A 17,334-nucleotide genomic window follows, 5' to 3' on the forward strand; every position below is an offset into this window, starting at 1 on the left:
CGGGCCTGCCTGCTCGGCTGCACCTATGTCTTTGATTCTGCTTTGCTTTTCGCCGCCGCGTTAAACGGACGCGGATGGGGTACGCGGCACACGGAGCGCCTCATCGGGCCACCGCGAAGGCGAAGTTGATCCCATGGAATCCTGACTTCGCGGTGTCCGAAGGGTACTCGGCGAACGGCTGTTCCTCTCCGTCTCGGTACGCCTTGATCGTGAAGGCCCCATCCCCACCCTGGAGCTGGACCCAGTACACATAGAGCCCCGGGTCAAGAGTGACAGGAGCGCTTCGCAAGGTGGGCCGCAACTTCACGCCTTTGTAGAGTGCAGGTGCATTTCGCGTGACCGGGGCGCGATAGATATTTCCGTAGCCATTCAGGGACGGCTTGTCTGCCTTCATTCCGAACGTAATGACGGGCATCTCTCCTCCAATGTCTGGCGTTCAAGAGAACGCGACACCTCCGATTCCTTGTCCCCCGGGAACGGGCCATGTCCCACGCGGCCGGGGTCGTGTGTCCAAGGGGCGCGGGCCCGATGCCCGCGCCTTGCCCTTGAGGGGACCATGAACGTCTATCGGCTGCGGCTTCTCTTCTCCCGTGCCCTGCGGGTCTCCCTGGCCACCCCCCTGCTGCTCACGGGGTGCCAGGGTGAACCCGGCGGGGAGCCTCCACCGGAGCCTGGGCCCGTCGACCTGAGCCAGCACTCGGACGTCGCGTGCGAGAACGGCCTCCCCGCCCTCACCGGGCTGGCCATCGACCCGGCGCCAGACACGCTCCAGCTCCGCGTCGTGAACCACCGGACCCTCCCCCATGACGTCCAGCTCGTGACGTCGGAGGGCGAGCCTTGCGCGACGGCGTCGGATCCCCAGGCGTGCCTGGCGCGCATCGAAGCGCTGGAGGTGACTCGCGGCTTCCCGCGCATCTGTGGCTACAGCATGGAGTGCACCGAGGGCTTCTTCGTCACGACCCGCGGCGACGAGGTGACGGCGTACACGACCGCGGACGCCGTCAGGGCACTGCTGGGCCGCATCGACACTCCGCAGGAGGCCGCGCTCCTGGCCTACGCCTCGGGCTATGCCCTGTGCGGCCAGCCGGCCTACGAGCGCGGCAAGGTCCGCGCCCTTCCAGACGGGACCTTCAGCGTCGTCAGCATCCAGGACTATGACTGTGAGACGAACGTGTACGAGACCCGGCACGACCTGAAGGTCGCGGCGTCCGGCGTCGTGACGGAGGAAGGCACGTTCCCCCTCAAGGAGGGCACGCCCGACTGCGTCGTCGGCCGCAGGCCCGTGGGACTCCAGCGCGGCCGGGCTGGGGACTGCGCGGACGCCAGGGGCGGCTACTTCGCCAACGCCGCCCGGCTGGAGGCCGCCGCCATCCACGCCTTCCTGCGCCTGCGCGAGGAGCTGGCCCTGCACGGCGCGAGCAGCGAGCTGCAGGACGCGGCGCTCGCCAGCGCGGCGGACGAGGTGCGGCACACCGAAGTCACCTTGCGCCTGGCCCAGCGCTTCGGCGCCACGCCGGTACCGCCCGCCGTCACCGCCCTGCCGCTGCGGCCCTGGAGCGAGGTGCTGCTCGACAACACCGTGGAGGGCTGCGTGCGGGAGACCTATGGCGCGCTGGTGGCGCACCACCAGGCGCTGCACGCGCGCGACCCGGAGATCCGCGAGGCCATGGCGCGCATCGCCGAAGACGAGACCCGGCACGCGGGCCTGTCCTGGGACATCGACGCGTGGGCCACGCCCGGCCTGTCCCCTGAAGCACGGGCCGCCCTCCACGACGCCCGGCGGCAGGCCATCGCGGTGCTGCGCGCGGAGGTGGCCGCGCCGCTCGACCCCGAGCTCACCGCCGACGCCGGCCTGCCCTCTCCCGAAGTCGCGGCGGCGCTGCTCGACTCGCTGGAGCAGGCGCTCTGGGCCTGAGTCACAACCCCAGGAAGGCGAGCACCGCCGACAGGTCCTCGTCCGACAGGGCCTCCCGGCTGTAGAGCGGCATGGTGCCGCCGACGCCGAAGAAGCTGCCATGACGCAGCTTCTCGATGACCACCAGCCGCCGGGGAACGCCGGGGAAGAGCGTGTCGTAGTCGTCCATCACCTCCGGCAACACCGACGCGAACGACGTCAGGCGCCCCTCCCCGGTGTGCGTGGCCCCATGGCACGTCTGGCAGGCGGCCCGGTACACGGCGCCGCCCCGTCCGGCATCACCGGCCGGCACGTCCTGGATGTCCTTCACCACCGTGAAGGGCAGCGCGGGCGCATCCGTGTCCGGGCTGATCCGCACCAGGTATTCGTACAGGGCCCGCGCCTTCGGGTCCTCGCGCGTGAGGGGCGACACGCCGCGCATGAAGCTCAGGTAGCAGAAGTTCACCGCGCCCAGCAGGTCCGTCTCGTAGCCGCCCCACCAGGTCTGGCGGAACGCCACGTTCTCCAGCGGGTAGCCCGCGAGCATCCGATCCGGCTCCGGCCTGGCGCTCGTGGCGTGACAGGTCGCGCAGGAGAAGCTGTTGTACTGACTGCCGGACAGGCGGGCATCCTGGAAGAGCGCCTCACCGAACTCCGCCGCGGGCGTCGCGCCGCCACAGCCCGCCACCAGCGCGCCCAGCACCCAGAGCCACCTCATGGCCGGCTCCCCAGCAGCGCCACCGAGTCCGGGAAGAGGCCCACCTGCACCGTCTTCACCACCCGGCGCTCCTCCAGCGACACGACGTGGAGCGTGCCCGGCCCCACGTGGTCCCCTTCACAGACCGCGAGCGCGTAACGCTCGTCCGGCGTCAGCATCACCTGGTGCACGTTGAGGCAGCCACTGGGCGCCAGCGGAATCTCCCCGGGCACCGCCTCCGGGTGGTCCGGGTCGATGACGGCGATGGAGTCCACCGACTGGTACGGCATGTAGAGCGTGCGCCCATCCGACGTGAAGACCCCGAACATCGGCGCGCCCGGCAGCCACACCGTGCGCTGGGGATCCATCGTGAGCGTCACCGGATCCAGGTACTGCACCGCGCGGCTCGCGAGCGAGCTGACCCACACCGCGCCCGTCGTGGGCGACACCGTGAGCGCGTAGGGCTGGTGAAGGGGCCGCACGGCCGTGCCAGCGGTGTCCGCCACCTTCACGCGGCGCACCGGGTGGTCCGCCTGCTCCAGGTCCACGATGGCCACCTCGTCCGACCAGCAGGCGACGTAGGCGCGGCGCCCGTCCAATGACAGCCGGACCGCGTGGGGCGCGGGGCAGACGGGCACCATCGCCGTGCGCGTCATCGTCCGCGCGTCGAGGATGGCCATCCGCGCGTCCATCTCCGACTCCTTGCCTCCCCGCCGGGCCACCTCCGCGATCTTCAGCAGGTCGAAGTGCGTCTGGAAGAGCGTCCGCCCGTCCGCGCTGAGGAAGACGTCGCCCGGGTTGGGATCCACGCGCACCGAACCCACGACGGCGTGCGTGGCCGCGTCCAGCTTGAGGCAGTAGCCATCCGCCTTGCCTGAACCATGCGTCCCGTGCGGTCCGGAGCCGGAGCCGGGCACGTAGTTGGAGATGCCCACGTAATAGAAGTCGTTGTCCGGCGAGACGACCGTGTGGTGCGGCCCCTCCAGCTCCACCGGGTTGAGCCCCACCGGGACGCGCGCCAGCTCCCCCCAGGTGGAGGACGCCATCCCGTCCAGGTCCAGCAGGCTGAGGGTGTCCTCCATGTTGTTGGTGATGATCAGCCGCCCCGCGGGCCCCACGGGCGGCAGCGGCGCGGACACCGGCCAGGGGGACTCGACGCCGTACTCCAGCTCCGGCACCTGGAGCGTCCCCGGGTCCGTGTCCCCACAGGCCCCGAGCACTCCCAGCAGCAGCCAGCACCACGACCCGGCGACGCGCCCCGGGCGGAGCCAGGACCCCGTCATGACCGGCGGCTCCGAGCCGGCGCTCCCCTTCGGGACCGGCGCCCCCACCCCGCCAGGAGCACCAGGAGCGCGCCCGGCACCAGCCCCGGCGCCGCGGCGCAGCCATCCGAGGCCGCCGGCGCCAGGGGCTCGGAGGGGCCCGCGTCCTGCGTGGGCCCCACGCCCCCGTCCGGCCCCGCGCCGTAGAGCTGCGCAAGCTGCGGCCACAGGGCCGGGCACCGCTGCTGCACGGGCGTCGAGGCGGGGCACAGGTGCGCGCCCTGCACGTCGCCCAGCTTGAACATCGGGTCCCAGGTCGTGCCGTCGTCCGCGCTCTTCGCCAGCGCCCAGCCGCCCGTCCAGCCCGGGCCGCAGCCATAGAGCGTCCCGTCGCGCTTCAGCGCGCAGGCGTTCCCGTTCGGCTCCGCCAGCTCCGTGAAGGGCCCGTCATCCTGTCCCCGGAAGAGGTGCGTCGTCGTGGAGACCCAGACCGTGCGCCCGTCGGGGGACGCCTCCACGCTGCCGATTCGCTCGTAGGTGTCCATCACCGCCGTCAGCGTGACGCCGCCGTCCGTGCTCTTGAGCAGCCAGTCGTGTCCCTGGGCGGAGACCTTCGCCCACAGCACGTCCGGGGAGGCGTCGCTCACGCGCAGCAGCACCAGGTCATACGGGAGCTTCAACGCGGTGAGCGGCTGGGGCAGCCGCGTCCACACGCGCCCGCCGTCGTCACTGCGCGCGAGGAACTGCCCCTCCGCGTCCTGGCCCGACGCGTAGAGGCGCAGCGGATCCGACGCGGCGACGCGGATGGCGGAGAACTGCGAGCCCGGCGTCGGCGCCAGCGCCTGGACCCAGGACTCGCCGCCGTCCTCGGAGCGGTACAGCCCGTTGTTCTGGGACGGCCGCCCCGTGCTGACGTACAGGAAGCGCTCGTCCACCGGGTGCACCGCCAGGCTCGTGACCCACGTGTCCTTGAAGGCGCCGTGCGCCGTCCAGGTGCAGCCGCTGTCGTCGGAGCGGATCAGCGCGCTCCCCGTGGCGGCCAGGATGGCCCCGCCGGACAGCCAGAAGTAGCGCTCCGGACGCCAGATGGCGATGCCCATGCCCTCCGGGCAGATCCACCGCCAGGTCGCTCCCTCGTCGCGGGAGATGAGCGCGCCGGAGGCGTCCCCCATGATCCAGTCGGACGCGTGCCCCCGGCGCACGGTGAGGCTGCTCGCCTCGTCGGGCATGCCCCAGTGCGCCCCGGCGGGAACCGCCCACAGCGACACGAGCAACGGCAGCCTCCAGGACAGGAGGACGGATGTCTTCTTCACGGTGTGGCTCCTGCGCTGGGAGAAACAACGAGCGGCCGCGCACCGGAGCCGCTCCGGTGCGCGGCCGCTCGCCTTGGGGGGCACGGCTTAGTTGGGCGCGCTGCGGTACTCGAAGTCCTCGAGCGTCATCAGGTAGTCCTTCTTGTCCTCGCGGTACCGGATGCAGTAGCGCGTCGGGTAGAGGCCGGAGACCTCCATCGCCGGAGGCGCCTTGATGGGGCGGCAGTCCTCGGCGGGCTTGCTCTTGGCGAAGCCGCCCTCCACGACGGTCTCGAAGTACGTGATGTGGCCGTCATAGGCGCCGTAGACGAACGCCTGCGTGAAGGGCTCGCCGTTGAAGGGCGACTCGGCGATGTCCGCCAGGTGGTTGCCCATGCGCGCGGACACGCCCTTCTGGTTCTCGAAGCCCGTCGGGTAGAAGGGCGCTGGCGGATCCTTGATGGCCTTCGCGTAGTCGTTGCAGTCCGTGTAGACGCCGCACGGGCCGGTGCGGATGAAGTTCCGCGTCACGAAGTCCTGCATGAAGAAGTGCAGGTCGAAGTGCCCCTTGTCGAACGCGCCGATGGGGCCGTGGCCCCGGCCCTGCCAGTTGAACATGATCCACTGGAAAGGGACGTCCTTCATCTTGGGGAACCAGAGCACGCGCTCGTGGCCGCCGTTGCACTCCTTCTCCGGGTCCGTCACGCCGTCGTTGTTCATGTCCCAGCACGTCTGCCCGTCGTTCGTCGGCAGGTGGGGCAGCATGGGCAGCGTGTCCATGGCGGCCTGGTCCACGGTGACGCCAATGGCCTTCACGGAGCCGTCCGCGTTCTTGTGGACGATGGACTGCACGTAGCCGTCGCCGAACGACACGCGGTTCTCCATCAGGTCGCACGTGCCGCGGTACGCGCCGTCCTTCAACTTCTTGGACAGCTCCTTCTCGGAGATCTTCTGGACCTTGTTGTCGACACAGGCCTCGACGGTCTCCCCTTCATCGGAACAGCCGGCCATGCCCAGCAGGGCGGCACCCACAATCCACGGACTCAGACGATGAAACACGGTTGCACTCCTTGTGAACGAAACGAGATGAACGAAGCAACAGCCCCGGCTCAGGCGCGCAGGGCGGACGACAGCGAGCCCACGAGCGCGTCGAGCCCGTGGCTGAACAGCGTGTAGTGGTTGCCTTCCAGCTCCACGAGCTGGCCGCCCGAGGTGAGCCCCAGCCACGCCTCCGCGTTCTGCCGCGAGGCGCCTCCGGGCTGCGCGCCCCGGCAGAACCAGACGCGGCCGGCGTAGGGCCGGGCCTGGTACGCGGTGAGGGCGCGCATGTTCGCCTTGAACACCTCCGCGTGCGCCCCCAGCGTCGCGCGGTCGAGCTCCGGAGCGATGGCCTCCTGCGCCCGCAGGTCCTCCACCACGCGCTCCAGCACCGCGTCCGCGGGCAGGGCCCGCAGCGCGCCGGCATCCACCGAGACGCGGCGGGCGGACAGCGCGCCCAGGTCCTCGGCGAAGCGCGCCATCAGCGCCGCCTCATCCATGGCGTCCCCGCCCTGCCCCGCCGGCGGGACGAGCACGTCGATGAGCGCCAGCGTGGAGACGGTGTCCCCCGCCGCCTGGAGCTGGCGCGCCATCTCGTAGGCGACGACGCCGCCCATGGACCAGCCGCCCAGGTGGTACGGGCCGCGCGGCTGCACGTCGCGCAGCGCCTCCAGGTACGCCGCGGCCATGGCCTCGATGGACCGGGGCGGCGCGCCGGGCGGCACCTGGAGCCCGAAGACGGGCTGATCCGCCCCCAGCTTGCGCGCCAGCTCCGCGTAGCAGAGGACGCTGCCGCCCACCGGGTGCACCAGGAAGAGCGGCGGACGCGTGCCCGAGGGCTGGATGGGCACCAGCGCGCCCCGCCCCTCGCGCCTCGGCGCCTCCGGCCCCTCCAGGGACGCGGCGAGCAGCGCCACGGTGGGCATCTCGAAGAGGGTCGCCAGCGGCAGCTCCCGGCCCAGCTCCTGGCGCAGCCGCGCCATCAGCCGCACCGCGAGCAGCGAGTTGCCGCCCACCTCGAAGAAGTTGTCGTGGATGCCCACGGGGCCCGGCAGGAGCCCTTCCCAGAGGCCGGCCAGCGTCTTCTCCAGCTCGGTGCGCGGCGGCACCCGCACGCCGGTCTGCTTGGGCTGCTGCGTGCCCTCCAGGGCCGGCAGCGCGCCGCGGTCCACCTTCCCGTTGGCGCTGAGCGGCAGCGAGTCCAGCGTCACGAAGGTCTGCGGCACCATGTACTCCGGCAGCTTCGTGCGCAGCGCCTCGCGCAGCGCGTCCAGCGCCGGGGGCGCCTCCGCGTCCAGCACCACGTAGGCCACGAGCCGCTTGTTGCCCCGCTTCTCACCCACGGCGGACGCGACGGCGGCGCGCACGCCCGGGTGCTGGAGCAGCGCGTTCTCAATCTCGCCCAGCTCGATGCGGAAGCCCTGGACCTTGACCTGGAAGTCCTCGCGGCCCAGGAACTCGATGTCGCCGGACGGCAGGAAGCGGCCCAGGTCTCCCGTGCGGTACAGCCGCTCGCCCGTCAGCGGGTGGCGGATGAAGCTGGCGCGGGTCTTCTCCTCGTCCCGCCAGTAGCCGCGCGCGACGCCCACGCCGCCGATGAAGATCTGCCCCGGCACCCAGGTGGGGCACGGCATCAGCGCGTCGTCGAGCACCAGCATCTGCTGGTTCAGCATCGCCTTGCCGTAGGGGATGCTGGGCCACGCGGGGTCCACGTCCCCGATGGGGTACACGATGGACCAGATGGCCGCCTCGGTGGCGCCGCCCATGCTGTAGACGGCGGCGTTCGGGGCCACGGCGCGGATGCGCTCCGGCAGCGACACCGGGATCCAGTCGCCGCTCATCATCACCGTCTTCAACTGGGGCCACGTCTCGCCCAGGCCCGCCAGGTGATCCGCCATCATCTCCATCAGCGCCGGGACGCTGTTCCACACCGTCACGCGGTGCTCGCGCACCAGGTGGAGCCAGCGGCCGGGCTCGCGCAGGTCGCCGGGCTGGGGGATGACGAGCGCGCCGCCCGCGGCCAGCAGGCCGAAGACGTCCCACACCGACAGGTCGAAGTTCATCGCGGACAGCGCGAAGCCCCGGCTGTCCGCGTCGACGCCGTAGCGCGTGTTGACGTCCAGCAGCGTGTTGAGCGCCGCCCGGTGCTCAATCATCACGCCCTTGGGGTGCCCCGTGGAGCCGGACGTGTAGATGACGTACGCCAGGTCCTCCGGACGCTGCACGCTCGGCAGCGCGTCCGCCGGGGGCCGCTGCGCCTCCGGCCCGTCGATGGCCAGCACCGCGCCGGGGTCCACGCCCGACAGGTCCAGCGTGAGCCAGGACTGGGTGAGCACCTGCCGGGCGTCCGTGTTCTCCAGGAGGTAGCGCAGGCGCGCCGGAGGCAGGTGCGCGTCGATGGGCACGTACGCGGCGCCGGCCTTGAGGACGCCCAGCGCGGCGACGACCTGCTCCCAGCCCTTCTCCATCACCAGGGCCACGAGCGCGTTGGGCCGGGCCCCCTGCTCGCGCAGCCAGTGCGCGACGCGGTTGGAGGCGGCGTCCAGCTCCCCGTAGGTGAGCGTGCGGCGCGCGGTGATGATCGCGGGCCGGTCCGGCTGGAGCGCCGCGGCCCGCACGAACGGCTCGTGCATCAGGCCCTGCGCCACGGGCGCGGCGGTCGCGTTGGCCAGCCGGCGGACGTCCAGTTGCTCCGGAGGCACCAGCAGCCGCGTGCGCTCCGTCCAGGCCGCGGGCTCCGCCGCCAGCCGCGTCACCAGGCCCGAGTAGGCCTGGAACATGGCGTCGATCATCCCCGCCGGGAACAGCTCCTCCACGACGTCCCAGTTGAGGACGAGCCCGCCGCCGTCCTCCACCACCTGGTGGTCCAGGAACACCTGGGGCGTGCGGATGCTGCTGTGGATCTCCTCGCCGCCCGTGCCCATGGTGAGCAGGTGCTGGGCGAGGCCCGCCGGCGCGGCGTCGCCTTCGCGCGAGTGGAAGTTGATGGTGCTCGCGTAGACGATGGGCATGCGGGCGCGCCGCATGTCGCCGTCGCGCCGGTTGAGCTCACGCAGCACGCGCACGCCGCTGAACGACGCGTGGTCCAGGTCGTTCCACAGTTGCTGCTGGAGCCGCTGCGCCCGCGAGGCGATCGACTCCGCGCGCTCCACCTGCACCTCCAGCAGCGTGGTGGCGCTGAAGTTGCCGAGCACCCGGTCCACGTGCGGGTGCAGCGGCACGCGGTTGAAGAACAGCACGTTGAGCGTGAAGGCGCGGCTGCGGCCCCAGGTGGCCAGGACCTCCGAGTAGGCCGCGCACATCACCATGGAGGGCGTGACGCCCGCCTCGCGCGCCAGCTCCTTGAAGCGCGCCCACTGGGCCTTGGGCAGCCGGAACGAGCGGTGCGTGAAGCGCGGCAGCTCCAGCGTGCCCGGGTGGCGGGCCATGGGGAGCTCCGGCGCGGGCGGCAGCTTGGGGACGCGCTTGAGCCAGTACTTCTCCGCGGCGGCGTACGCGGGGCCGGACTCCAGCGCCTGCACGCCCAGGACGTAGTCGCGGAAGGTGATGTCGATGGGCCGCAGCGCGCCGGCGCCCTCGCGGTACACGGCGGACCATTCCTTGAAGAGCAGCGACGTGCTCCACGCGTCCACCACCAGGGCGTCGAAGCCCAGGTGCAGCCGCGTGCGCTCGCCGTCCAGCCGCGTGGCCCGGACGTCGAACAGCGGGAAGCGGTCCGTCTGGAAGACCTGGGTGGCCATCTCCGTGCGCAGGGCCGCGAGCGCGCGCTCGACCTGGGCCGCGTCCTGGCCCCGCAGGTCCACCGTGCGGATGACGAACGAAGGCACCGTGGACAGCACCCGCTGCTGCCCGTCCGGCGTCACCACCGCCCGCAGCATGTCGTGGCGCTGGATGATGACGTCCAGGCTGGAGCCCAGCCGCTCCAGGTCCACGCCCAGCAGGTCCACCTCCAGGAAGAAGTAGGTGGACACGCCGCCCAGCTCGAAGGAGCGCGTGCGGCCCAGCAGGTACGCCTGCTGGAGGTCCGTCATGCCGAAGGGCTGGTGGCGCCCCTCCCCGTCATGCACCAGCACCTCCACCGGGGCTGCTTCCGCGCTCGCGGTCCGCGCCGGCTCCACCGCGCCGCTCGCGGGCGGGGCCTCCAGCGAGAGCTGCCCGAGGATCTCCGAGCACAGCGCCTTGAGGCTCGCGCCCGCCAGCAGTCCGCCGAGCGACAGCGCCACGTTCAGCTCGTTGGCGACCGCGCTCTTGAGCTCCAGCGCCATCAGCGAGTCGAAGCCCGCGTGCGCCAGCGGCGCGTCCACGTCCACGTCCGAAGCGGACGCGCGGAGGATGACGGCGACCTGGGCGCGCAGCCACTCCACCAGCCGGGGCGTGCGCTCCGCCACCTGGAGGCGCGAGAGCACGTCCCGCAGGCCCGACGAAGCGGGACGGGCGGCGCTCGCCGCCGGGGTGACCTCCGCGCGCGTCACCTTCTGGAGCGCCTGGACCGTCGTGCGCTTGAGCAGCGCCCCTTCCGCGCACAGGAAGACGCGGCCCTCCGCGTCCGCCACGTCCACGTCCGCGACGATCGTCGTGTCCCCGTCCTTCCAGGGGCGCAGCCGCACATGGGCCCGGGTCGCGGCCGCCGGGGTGGCGGGACCGACGACGAAGCGGGCGACCTCGACGATCATGTAGATGGCGTCCTCGGGCACGTCGCCCGGCAGGCACGCGAAGACCGCCTGGAAGAGCGCGTCCACCAGGCCCGGGTGGACGCGGTAGCCCTCCGCCTCCTTCGCGTCGGGCGCGCGCATCGTCGCGAGCGCCTCGCCCTCGCGGAAGCGGACCTGCTCGATCCACCGCGCCGAGTGCCCGAGCACCAACTGGCGCTTCTCCATGCGCGCGTAGAACTCCGCGCCGTCCAGCGTCCGCTCGCAGCGCGCGAGGATGGCGTCCACGGACTCCAGGCCCTTCTCTTCACGGGCCTCCGCGAGCCGTCCCTCCACGTGCACCGCCCAGGCGCCGGAGTCCTCCGAGGCGCCCGGCGGCAGGCTGTGGAGCGCGAAGCTCCGCTCACCCTTCGCGTCCGGGGGCTCCACCACCAGATGCGCGACGCGCGTCTCGTCGTCGTCCATGAGGAGCCCGCGACGCACGGACAGGCCGTCCACGCGGCAGGCGCCCGCGCCCGGCGTCAGCGCGTGCCAGGACTGGAGCGCGGCCTCCAGGAAGACGCCCACGTTCACCACCCGCATCCCGCCCATCCGGCAGTCCGCCAGGCACGGGTGCTGGGCCGCGTCGTACCGCACGCGGAACTGCGCCGCGGGCAGCGGCGACGGCAGCCGGTGGCCCAGCAGCGTCGTGGCGCCCGCCTCGACCTCCTGCACGGAGGCCGGGGACCGGGCCGCGGCACCGGGCGCGGGGGCGGCGTACCAGTACCGCTTCCGGTCGAAGGTGTACGTCGGCAGGGGGACGCGGCGCGGCTCCAGGCCCGCGTGCAGGTGGTCCCACTCCAGGTCCGCGCCGCGCGTGTAGAGGGCGCCCGCGCTCTCCAGCATGGAGCGCTGGGCGGACAGCCCCTTGCGCATGGAGGGCAGGAAGGCGCGGTCGCCCGCGGGCGCGTAGCGCTTCACCATGCCGATGAGGTGGGGCGCGGGACCCACCTCCACGAAGGTGTCGAAGCCGTTCTCGAACAGCCACTCCATGCTGGCCTGGAAGCGCACGGCCTCGCGGGCGTGGTCGCGCAGGTAGCGCGGCCCCAGCGTGCCGGGCTCCACGGGCCGGCCGGTCAGGTTGGAGATGAGCGGGAGGGACGGCTCCTGGAACGTGAGCCCGGACGCGGCCTGCTCCAGCGCGTCCAGCATCGGGTCCAACAGCGGCGAGTGGAACGCCTGCGAGACGTTGATGCGCTTGTGCTTGTGCCCCTGCGCCGTCAGCGCCTGGAGCACCTGCTCCACGGCGTCCGCCTGGCCGGAGATGACGATGTTGTCCGGCGCGTTCACCGCGGCCACGGACACGCGGTCCGCCATGCCCTCCAGCGCCGAGCGCACCTGGGCCTCGCTGGCGAAGACGGACGCCATCGCGCCCGCCGCCGGGAGCGCCTGCATGAGCGCGCCGCGCACGGCGAGCAGCGCCACGGCCGCCTCGGGCTCGAAGACGCCCGCGACGCAGGCCGCGACGTACTCACCCACGCTGTGGCCCAGCACCGCGGCGGGGACGACGCCCCAGCTCTTCCAGAGCATGGCGAGCGCGTACTCCACGGAGAAGAGCGCGGCCTGGGTGTAGCGGGTCTGATCCAACAGCCCCGCCGTGAAGCCCTCCCCGCGCAGCAGCGTGAGCAGCGGCACGTCCCAGTGGGACTTCAGCGCCTCCGCGCACCGGTCCAGCGCCTGCCGGAACACCGGCTGCGAGGCGTGCAGCTCCACCGCCATGCCCGGGAACTGGCTGCCCTGGCCGGTGAAGAGGAAGGCCACCTTCGGCCCCTGCCCCACCTGCGCGCGGCCCAGGGACGCGCCCGCCGGCAGCTCCCCCGCCGCGATGGCGGACAGCGCGTGCTGGAGCGACTCCAGGTCGTCCACGGGCAGCGCCACGCGCTCCGCGAAGCGGGCCCGGCCGGTGTTCACGCTGAAGCACACGTCCTCCAGCAGCAGGTCGCGGTGGGAGGCCAGGTGCGACGCGTGCCGCCCCGCCAGCCGCGCCAGCACCGCGGGGCTGCGCGCGGACAGGGTGAAGAGCTGCGTGCCGGGCTCGAAGGTCCGCGCCGGGCGGACCACGGCTGGGGCCTCCTCCACCACCAGGTGGGCGTTGGTGCCGCTCGCGCCGAACGAGCTCACCCCCGCGATGCGCGGGCGCTCCGCGCGCGGCCACGCCTGGGGCCGGGTGGAGATGGCCACCGGCAGCGCCTCCAGGTCGATCTCCGGGTTCAGCTCCCGGAACTGGACCTGGGGCGGCAGCTCCTCGTTCTGGAGCGCGAGGATGACCTTCATGAGGCCCGCGGCCCCCGCCGCCGGCTCCAGGTGCCCGATGTTGGCCTTGATGGACCCGATGTGGATGCGGTCGCCCTCCGCGCGCCCCTCGCCCAGCGCCGCGCCCAGCGCGCGGACCTCTATCGGGTCGCCGAGCGGCGTCCCCGTGCCGTGCGTCTCCACGTAGCTGACGCGGTCCGCCCCCACGCGCGCCGCCTTGAGCGCGCCGCGGATGACGTCCTGCTGCGCCGCGGGGTTGGGCACCGTGAGGCCGCCGCTGCGTCCGTCCTGGTTGACACACGAGCCGCGGATCAGCGCGTGGATGTGGTCCTTCGCCGCCACCGCGTCCGACAGGCGCTTGAGGACGAAGACGACGCAGCCCTCGCCGCGCGTGTAGCCGTTGGCGTCGCGGTCGAACGTCTTGCAGTAGCCGTCCGGCGACAGCATGCCCGCGCGCGACAGCACCACGAACCACTCCGGCGACAGCAGCACGTTGACGCCGCCCGCCAGTGCTAGCGAACACTCCCCCGCGCGCAGGCTTTGACATGCCTGGTGCAGGGCGACGGCGGAAGATGAACAGGCGGTGTCCACGGACAGGCTGGGACCGCGCAGCCCCAGCCAGTACGACAGGCGCCCGGCCGCGAACGTGGACGCGTTGCTGGTGAGGCAGTAGGCGTCCAACTGATCAATCGGCGTCTCCTGCATCAGCTTCTGGCAGTAGTCGTAGTTGGTGATGCCCACGAACACGCCGGCCATGCTCCCCTCGAGCTTGTCGAAGGGCTGCGCGGCGTTCTCCAGGGCCTCCCAGCTCACCTCCAGGAACAGGCGCTGCTGGGGGTCCAACGTCGCGGCCTCGCGCGGGGAGATGCCGAACACGCCCGCGTCGAACCGGTCGACCTGATCCAGGAACCCGCCCTTGAAGGGCTGGCCTTCCGGCGTCACCCCGGCGCCGCGCTCCTGGGGGAACGTGCGGATGCCGTCGCCACCGGAGCGCAGGAAGCGCCACAGCGAGGACGGATCGTCGTTGCCGCCCGGCAGGCGGCAGGACATGCCCACCACGGCGATGGGCTCGGAGCGCTGGGACTCGACGGCGTCGAGCTTCCCGCGGAACTCACGGATGCGCTCCAGGGCGCGCTGGAGCAGTTCGTCGCGGTTGGACGCTTCGTTGGAAACCGGCGGGGTGCTCATGACAGGTCCTTGCTGGAGAGGGAGGAGGTCTCTTCGAGTTCCCGGGCCAGGAGGTCGGCGATGCTGTCCTTGCCGCCTCCGGTCTCCGGGCTCGGGCCTCTGGTCGGTGGGGGTGCCTCGCGCCGAGGTGTGCCCGGCGCAGGAGGCGGCGTGAGGAAGGTGCCCAACTGCCGGGACAGCCGCTCCACGGTGGGGTTCTCGAAGATGACGGTGACGGCGAACTTGCGTCCCAACTGCTGCTCCAGCCGGTTGCGCAACTGGCCGGCCATCACGGAGTCCATGCCCATCTGGAAGAAGCCGCCCTTGGGGTCGAGCCGCGCGGCGTCGAACTTCAGGATGCGCGCCACCTCCGCGTGCACCAGGCTCCGCAGCTTCGTGGCGCGCTCGCGCTCGGGCAGCTCCGCCCAGCCGGTCGGTTGCGGCGAGGCCGGGGCGCGGACCTCCGCGGGGCGCCGGGCGGGTTCGGGGGGCGTGTCACGCACCACCTCGCGGGCCAGCTCCATGCGGGTGGGGCGCACCGACGTGAGCATCGTGACGGGCCGCTCCTTGAACCAGAAGGACTCGCGCTCGAAGGGATAGGTGGGCAGGCGGAGGAAGTGACCGTGGGGCGCGAGCAGCCGCTCCAGCCGCAGGCCCAGCCCCGCCGCGTGGAGCGCCGCCGCGGACGTCAGCAGGGCCGCCAGCGCGTCCTCGCTTCCACGGAGGCAGGACACCGCCAGCACGTCGGTCAGCCCCTGGCGCGCGGCGGCCTGTGCCACCGGCGCGGTGAGCACCGGCTCCGCCCCCAGCTCCACGAAGAGCACGTGGCCCGCGCGCAGCGACTCCTCGATGCCCGGGACGACGCCCGGCGCGGTCCGGCGCAGGCACCGCGTCCAGGCGCTGGCGCCCAGGGACTCGCCGTCCAGCACCGTCCCGTCCGCCGAGTACAGGGGCACCGCCGTGGGCCGGGGCGCCAGTCCCGCCAGCGCCGCGCTCAGCGCTCCGGCCGCAGACTCTCCCTTCGCCAGCAGGGCGCCGCACTCGCGGGCGACGCGCGCGGCGTCCTCCAGCGACAGCGCTCCCGCGACGTGGGCGGCGGCGATCTCCCCCACGCCCTGCCCGAGCACCGCGCCCGGCTCCACGCCCCACGAGCGCCACAGCTCGGCGAGCGCCACCTGCACGGCGAAGTGCTCCCCCACCCCGTCCGCGCCCGGCTGCACCTGGAGCGCGCCGCGACACCGCTCCAGGGCCTGGGCGAACACCGGACAGTCGCGGCCCAGCGCCGCGAGCCGGGCCCCCGACAGCCTGGGCTCCGCGGGGAAGAGGAACACCGGGCGTCCCGGCCTTCCGGCGGTGCCCGTCCATGCGCCCGGGGGCCGGACGTCCTGCTGGAGCGCGCGCAGTTGCTGGAGCGCCTCCTCGCGGGTGCGGACGACGAGCCCCACCCGGTGGTCGTGGTGCGTCCTGCGCAGCGCGGCCGTGGCGCAGACGTCCTCCAGCGTCTCATGCTGGCCGGCGCCGCTCGTCAGGTGGTCCGCCAGCCGCCGGGCCACGTTCGCCAACGCCGTGCGGCTGCGGGCGGAGAGCACCAGCAGGTGGGCGCGCTCCGCGCCGGGGACGGAGGGGCGCGCGGAGGACTCGGGCCGCGCGGACTCCAGCGTGCCCAGCACGACGTGCGCGTTGGTGCCGCCCGCGCCGAACGAGCTGACCGCGCCGTACCGCCGCTCCGCCGGGTCCGTCCACGGCGTCGACTCCGTGGGCACGTAGAGGCGCGAGCCCTCCAGCGAGATGTGCGGGTTGAGCGCCTGGAAGTGCAGGTTCGCCGGGATGAGGCCGTGCTTGAGCGACAGCGCCACCTTGAGGATGCCGACGATGCCGGCGCCCGCCTCCAGGTGACCGATGTTCGTCTTGATGGAGCCGAGCGCGCAGGGCCGTCGCTCGCCCTCCGCGGCGCCGTAGATTTCGGAGAGGGCCTCCACCTCGATGGGGTCGCCCAGCGAGGTGCCCGTCCCGTGCGCCTCGATGAGCCCCACCTCCGCGCCGGTGAGCCGCGCGCGCTCCAGCGCCTTGCGGATGACGGCGCGCTGGGCCCCGCCGTTGGGGGCCGTGAGGCCGTTGCTGAGCCCGTCCTGGTTGACGGCCGAGCCGTGGATGACGGCCCACACCGGGTCTCCGGCCGCGAGCGCGTCCGACAGGCGCTTGAGCACCACGACGCCGCAGCCCTCGCCGCGCACGTAGCCATCCGCGCGCGCGTCGAACGTCTTGCAGCGCCCGTCCGGCGCCAGCGGCAGGCCCTTGGAGTGCGCCATCGACACCACGGGCGACAAGAGCAGGTTGAGCCCGCCCGCGATGGCGGCGGAGCTCTCCCCGTTGCGCAGGCTCTGGCAGGCCTGGTGGACCGCGACGAGCGACGAGGAGCAGGCCGTGTCGAAGGCCATGCTCGGCCCGCGCAGGTCCAGCAGGTACGAGAGCCGGTTGGGGATGATGCAGTTGGTGCCGCCCACCAGCGAGTACGTGCCCAGCACCTGCGGCTCCGCGAGCTGGAGCTGGAGGTAGTCGTTCCCGTTGGCGCCCACGAAGACGCCGGTGTCCGAGCCCGCGAGCGCCTTCGCGCTCAGGCCCGCGTCCTCCAGCGCGTGCCACGCCACCTCCAGGAAGAGGCGCTGCTGCGGATCCATCTGCTCTGCCTCACGCGGAGAGATGCCGAAGAAGTACGGGTCGAAGCGGTCGGGCGCGTCGAGGAACGCGCCGTAGCGCATGTGCATCCGCCCCGGCGTGGCCACGTCCGCGTCGTAGTAGCGCGACAGGTCCCAGCGGTCCGCGGGCACCTCGCTGACGGTGTCCACCTTGCCGCGGAGCATCTTCCAGAGGGACTCCGGGGTCTCCCCGCCCCCCGGGATGCGGCACCCCAGGCCGATGATGGCGATGGGCTCCCGGCCCCGGGACTCCAGCGCCTCGAACCGGGCCCGGAGGTCCTTCAGCGCGTCGAGGCTGCGCTTGAGCAGCGTGGGATCATTCGCGGTGGGCAGTGGGGCCGTCATGG

Annotated in this window: 8 protein-coding genes; 1 reads left to right on the forward strand and 7 read right to left on the reverse strand. The window is 72.7% G+C overall.

The annotated features are described in order from the left end of the window. Positions 1 to 100: 100 nt before the first annotated feature. Positions 101 to 415: a hypothetical protein gene (locus K8612_RS08635; RefSeq protein WP_223761933.1), complete on the reverse strand. Its 315-nt coding sequence runs from the start codon at positions 413 to 415 to the stop codon at positions 101 to 103. A 141-nt stretch (positions 416 to 556) separates the two neighbouring features. On the opposite strand from K8612_RS08635, the gene K8612_RS08640 reads away from it, so the two are divergent. After that, on the forward strand, positions 557 to 1,915 hold the full coding sequence (locus K8612_RS08640) for a ferritin-like domain-containing protein (protein WP_223761934.1): 1,359 nt from the start codon (positions 557 to 559) through the stop codon (positions 1,913 to 1,915). 1 nt (position 1,916) lies between these two features. Here K8612_RS08640 and K8612_RS08645 read toward each other — a convergent pair whose 3' ends face one another. From K8612_RS08645 to K8612_RS08670, 6 genes are all read right to left on the reverse strand, one after another. After that, positions 1,917 to 2,612, reverse strand: a complete 696-nt coding sequence (locus K8612_RS08645) for a c-type cytochrome (RefSeq protein WP_223761935.1) — start codon at positions 2,610 to 2,612, stop codon at positions 1,917 to 1,919. Then, positions 2,609 to 3,874, reverse strand: a complete 1,266-nt coding sequence (locus K8612_RS08650; protein WP_223761936.1) for a YncE family protein — start codon at positions 3,872 to 3,874, stop codon at positions 2,609 to 2,611. Before K8612_RS08650 ends, K8612_RS08645 begins: the two co-directional genes overlap by 4 nt. After that, entirely contained in the window at positions 3,871 to 5,166 is a 1,296-nt protein-coding gene (locus K8612_RS08655) for a hypothetical protein (RefSeq protein WP_223761937.1), read from the reverse strand. Before K8612_RS08655 ends, K8612_RS08650 begins: the two co-directional genes overlap by 4 nt. An 87-nt stretch (positions 5,167 to 5,253) precedes the next feature. Then, positions 5,254 to 6,156, reverse strand: a complete 903-nt coding sequence (locus K8612_RS08660) for a hypothetical protein (protein ID WP_223740500.1) — start codon at positions 6,154 to 6,156, stop codon at positions 5,254 to 5,256. Positions 6,157 to 6,254: 98 nt separating this feature from the next. Continuing rightward, positions 6,255 to 14,312, reverse strand: a complete 8,058-nt coding sequence (locus K8612_RS08665) for a non-ribosomal peptide synthetase/type I polyketide synthase (protein WP_223761938.1) — start codon at positions 14,310 to 14,312, stop codon at positions 6,255 to 6,257. Continuing rightward, a complete protein-coding gene (locus tag K8612_RS08670) occupies positions 14,309 to 17,332 on the reverse strand; it encodes a type I polyketide synthase (protein ID WP_223761939.1) in 3,024 nt (1,007 codons plus the stop codon). Before K8612_RS08670 ends, K8612_RS08665 begins: the two co-directional genes overlap by 4 nt. Positions 17,333 to 17,334: the final 2 nt, after the last annotated feature.

Origin of the sequence: Corallococcus sp. AS-1-6, assembly GCF_020037015.1 — a bacterium.
Taxonomy (GTDB): domain Bacteria; phylum Myxococcota; class Myxococcia; order Myxococcales; family Myxococcaceae; genus Corallococcus.

Excerpts from the sequence above, each read along its gene's own strand:
- K8612_RS08670 (WP_223761939.1), bottom strand. The coding sequence starts at position 17,332 with ATGACGGCCCCACTGCCCACCGCGAATGATCCCACGCTGCTCAAGCGC.
- K8612_RS08640 (WP_223761934.1), top strand. The coding sequence starts at position 557 with ATGAACGTCTATCGGCTGCGGCTTCTCTTCTCCCGTGCCCTGCGGGTC.
- K8612_RS08660 (WP_223740500.1), bottom strand. The coding sequence starts at position 6,156 with ATGGCCGGCTGTTCCGATGAAGGGGAGACCGTCGAGGCCTGTGTCGAC.
- K8612_RS08635 (WP_223761933.1), bottom strand. The coding sequence starts at position 415 with ATGCCCGTCATTACGTTCGGAATGAAGGCAGACAAGCCGTCCCTGAAT.
- K8612_RS08650 (WP_223761936.1), bottom strand. The coding sequence starts at position 3,874 with ATGACGGGGTCCTGGCTCCGCCCGGGGCGCGTCGCCGGGTCGTGGTGC.
- K8612_RS08665 (WP_223761938.1), bottom strand. The coding sequence starts at position 14,312 with ATGAGCACCCCGCCGGTTTCCAACGAAGCGTCCAACCGCGACGAACTG.
- K8612_RS08645 (WP_223761935.1), bottom strand. The coding sequence starts at position 2,612 with ATGAGGTGGCTCTGGGTGCTGGGCGCGCTGGTGGCGGGCTGTGGCGGC.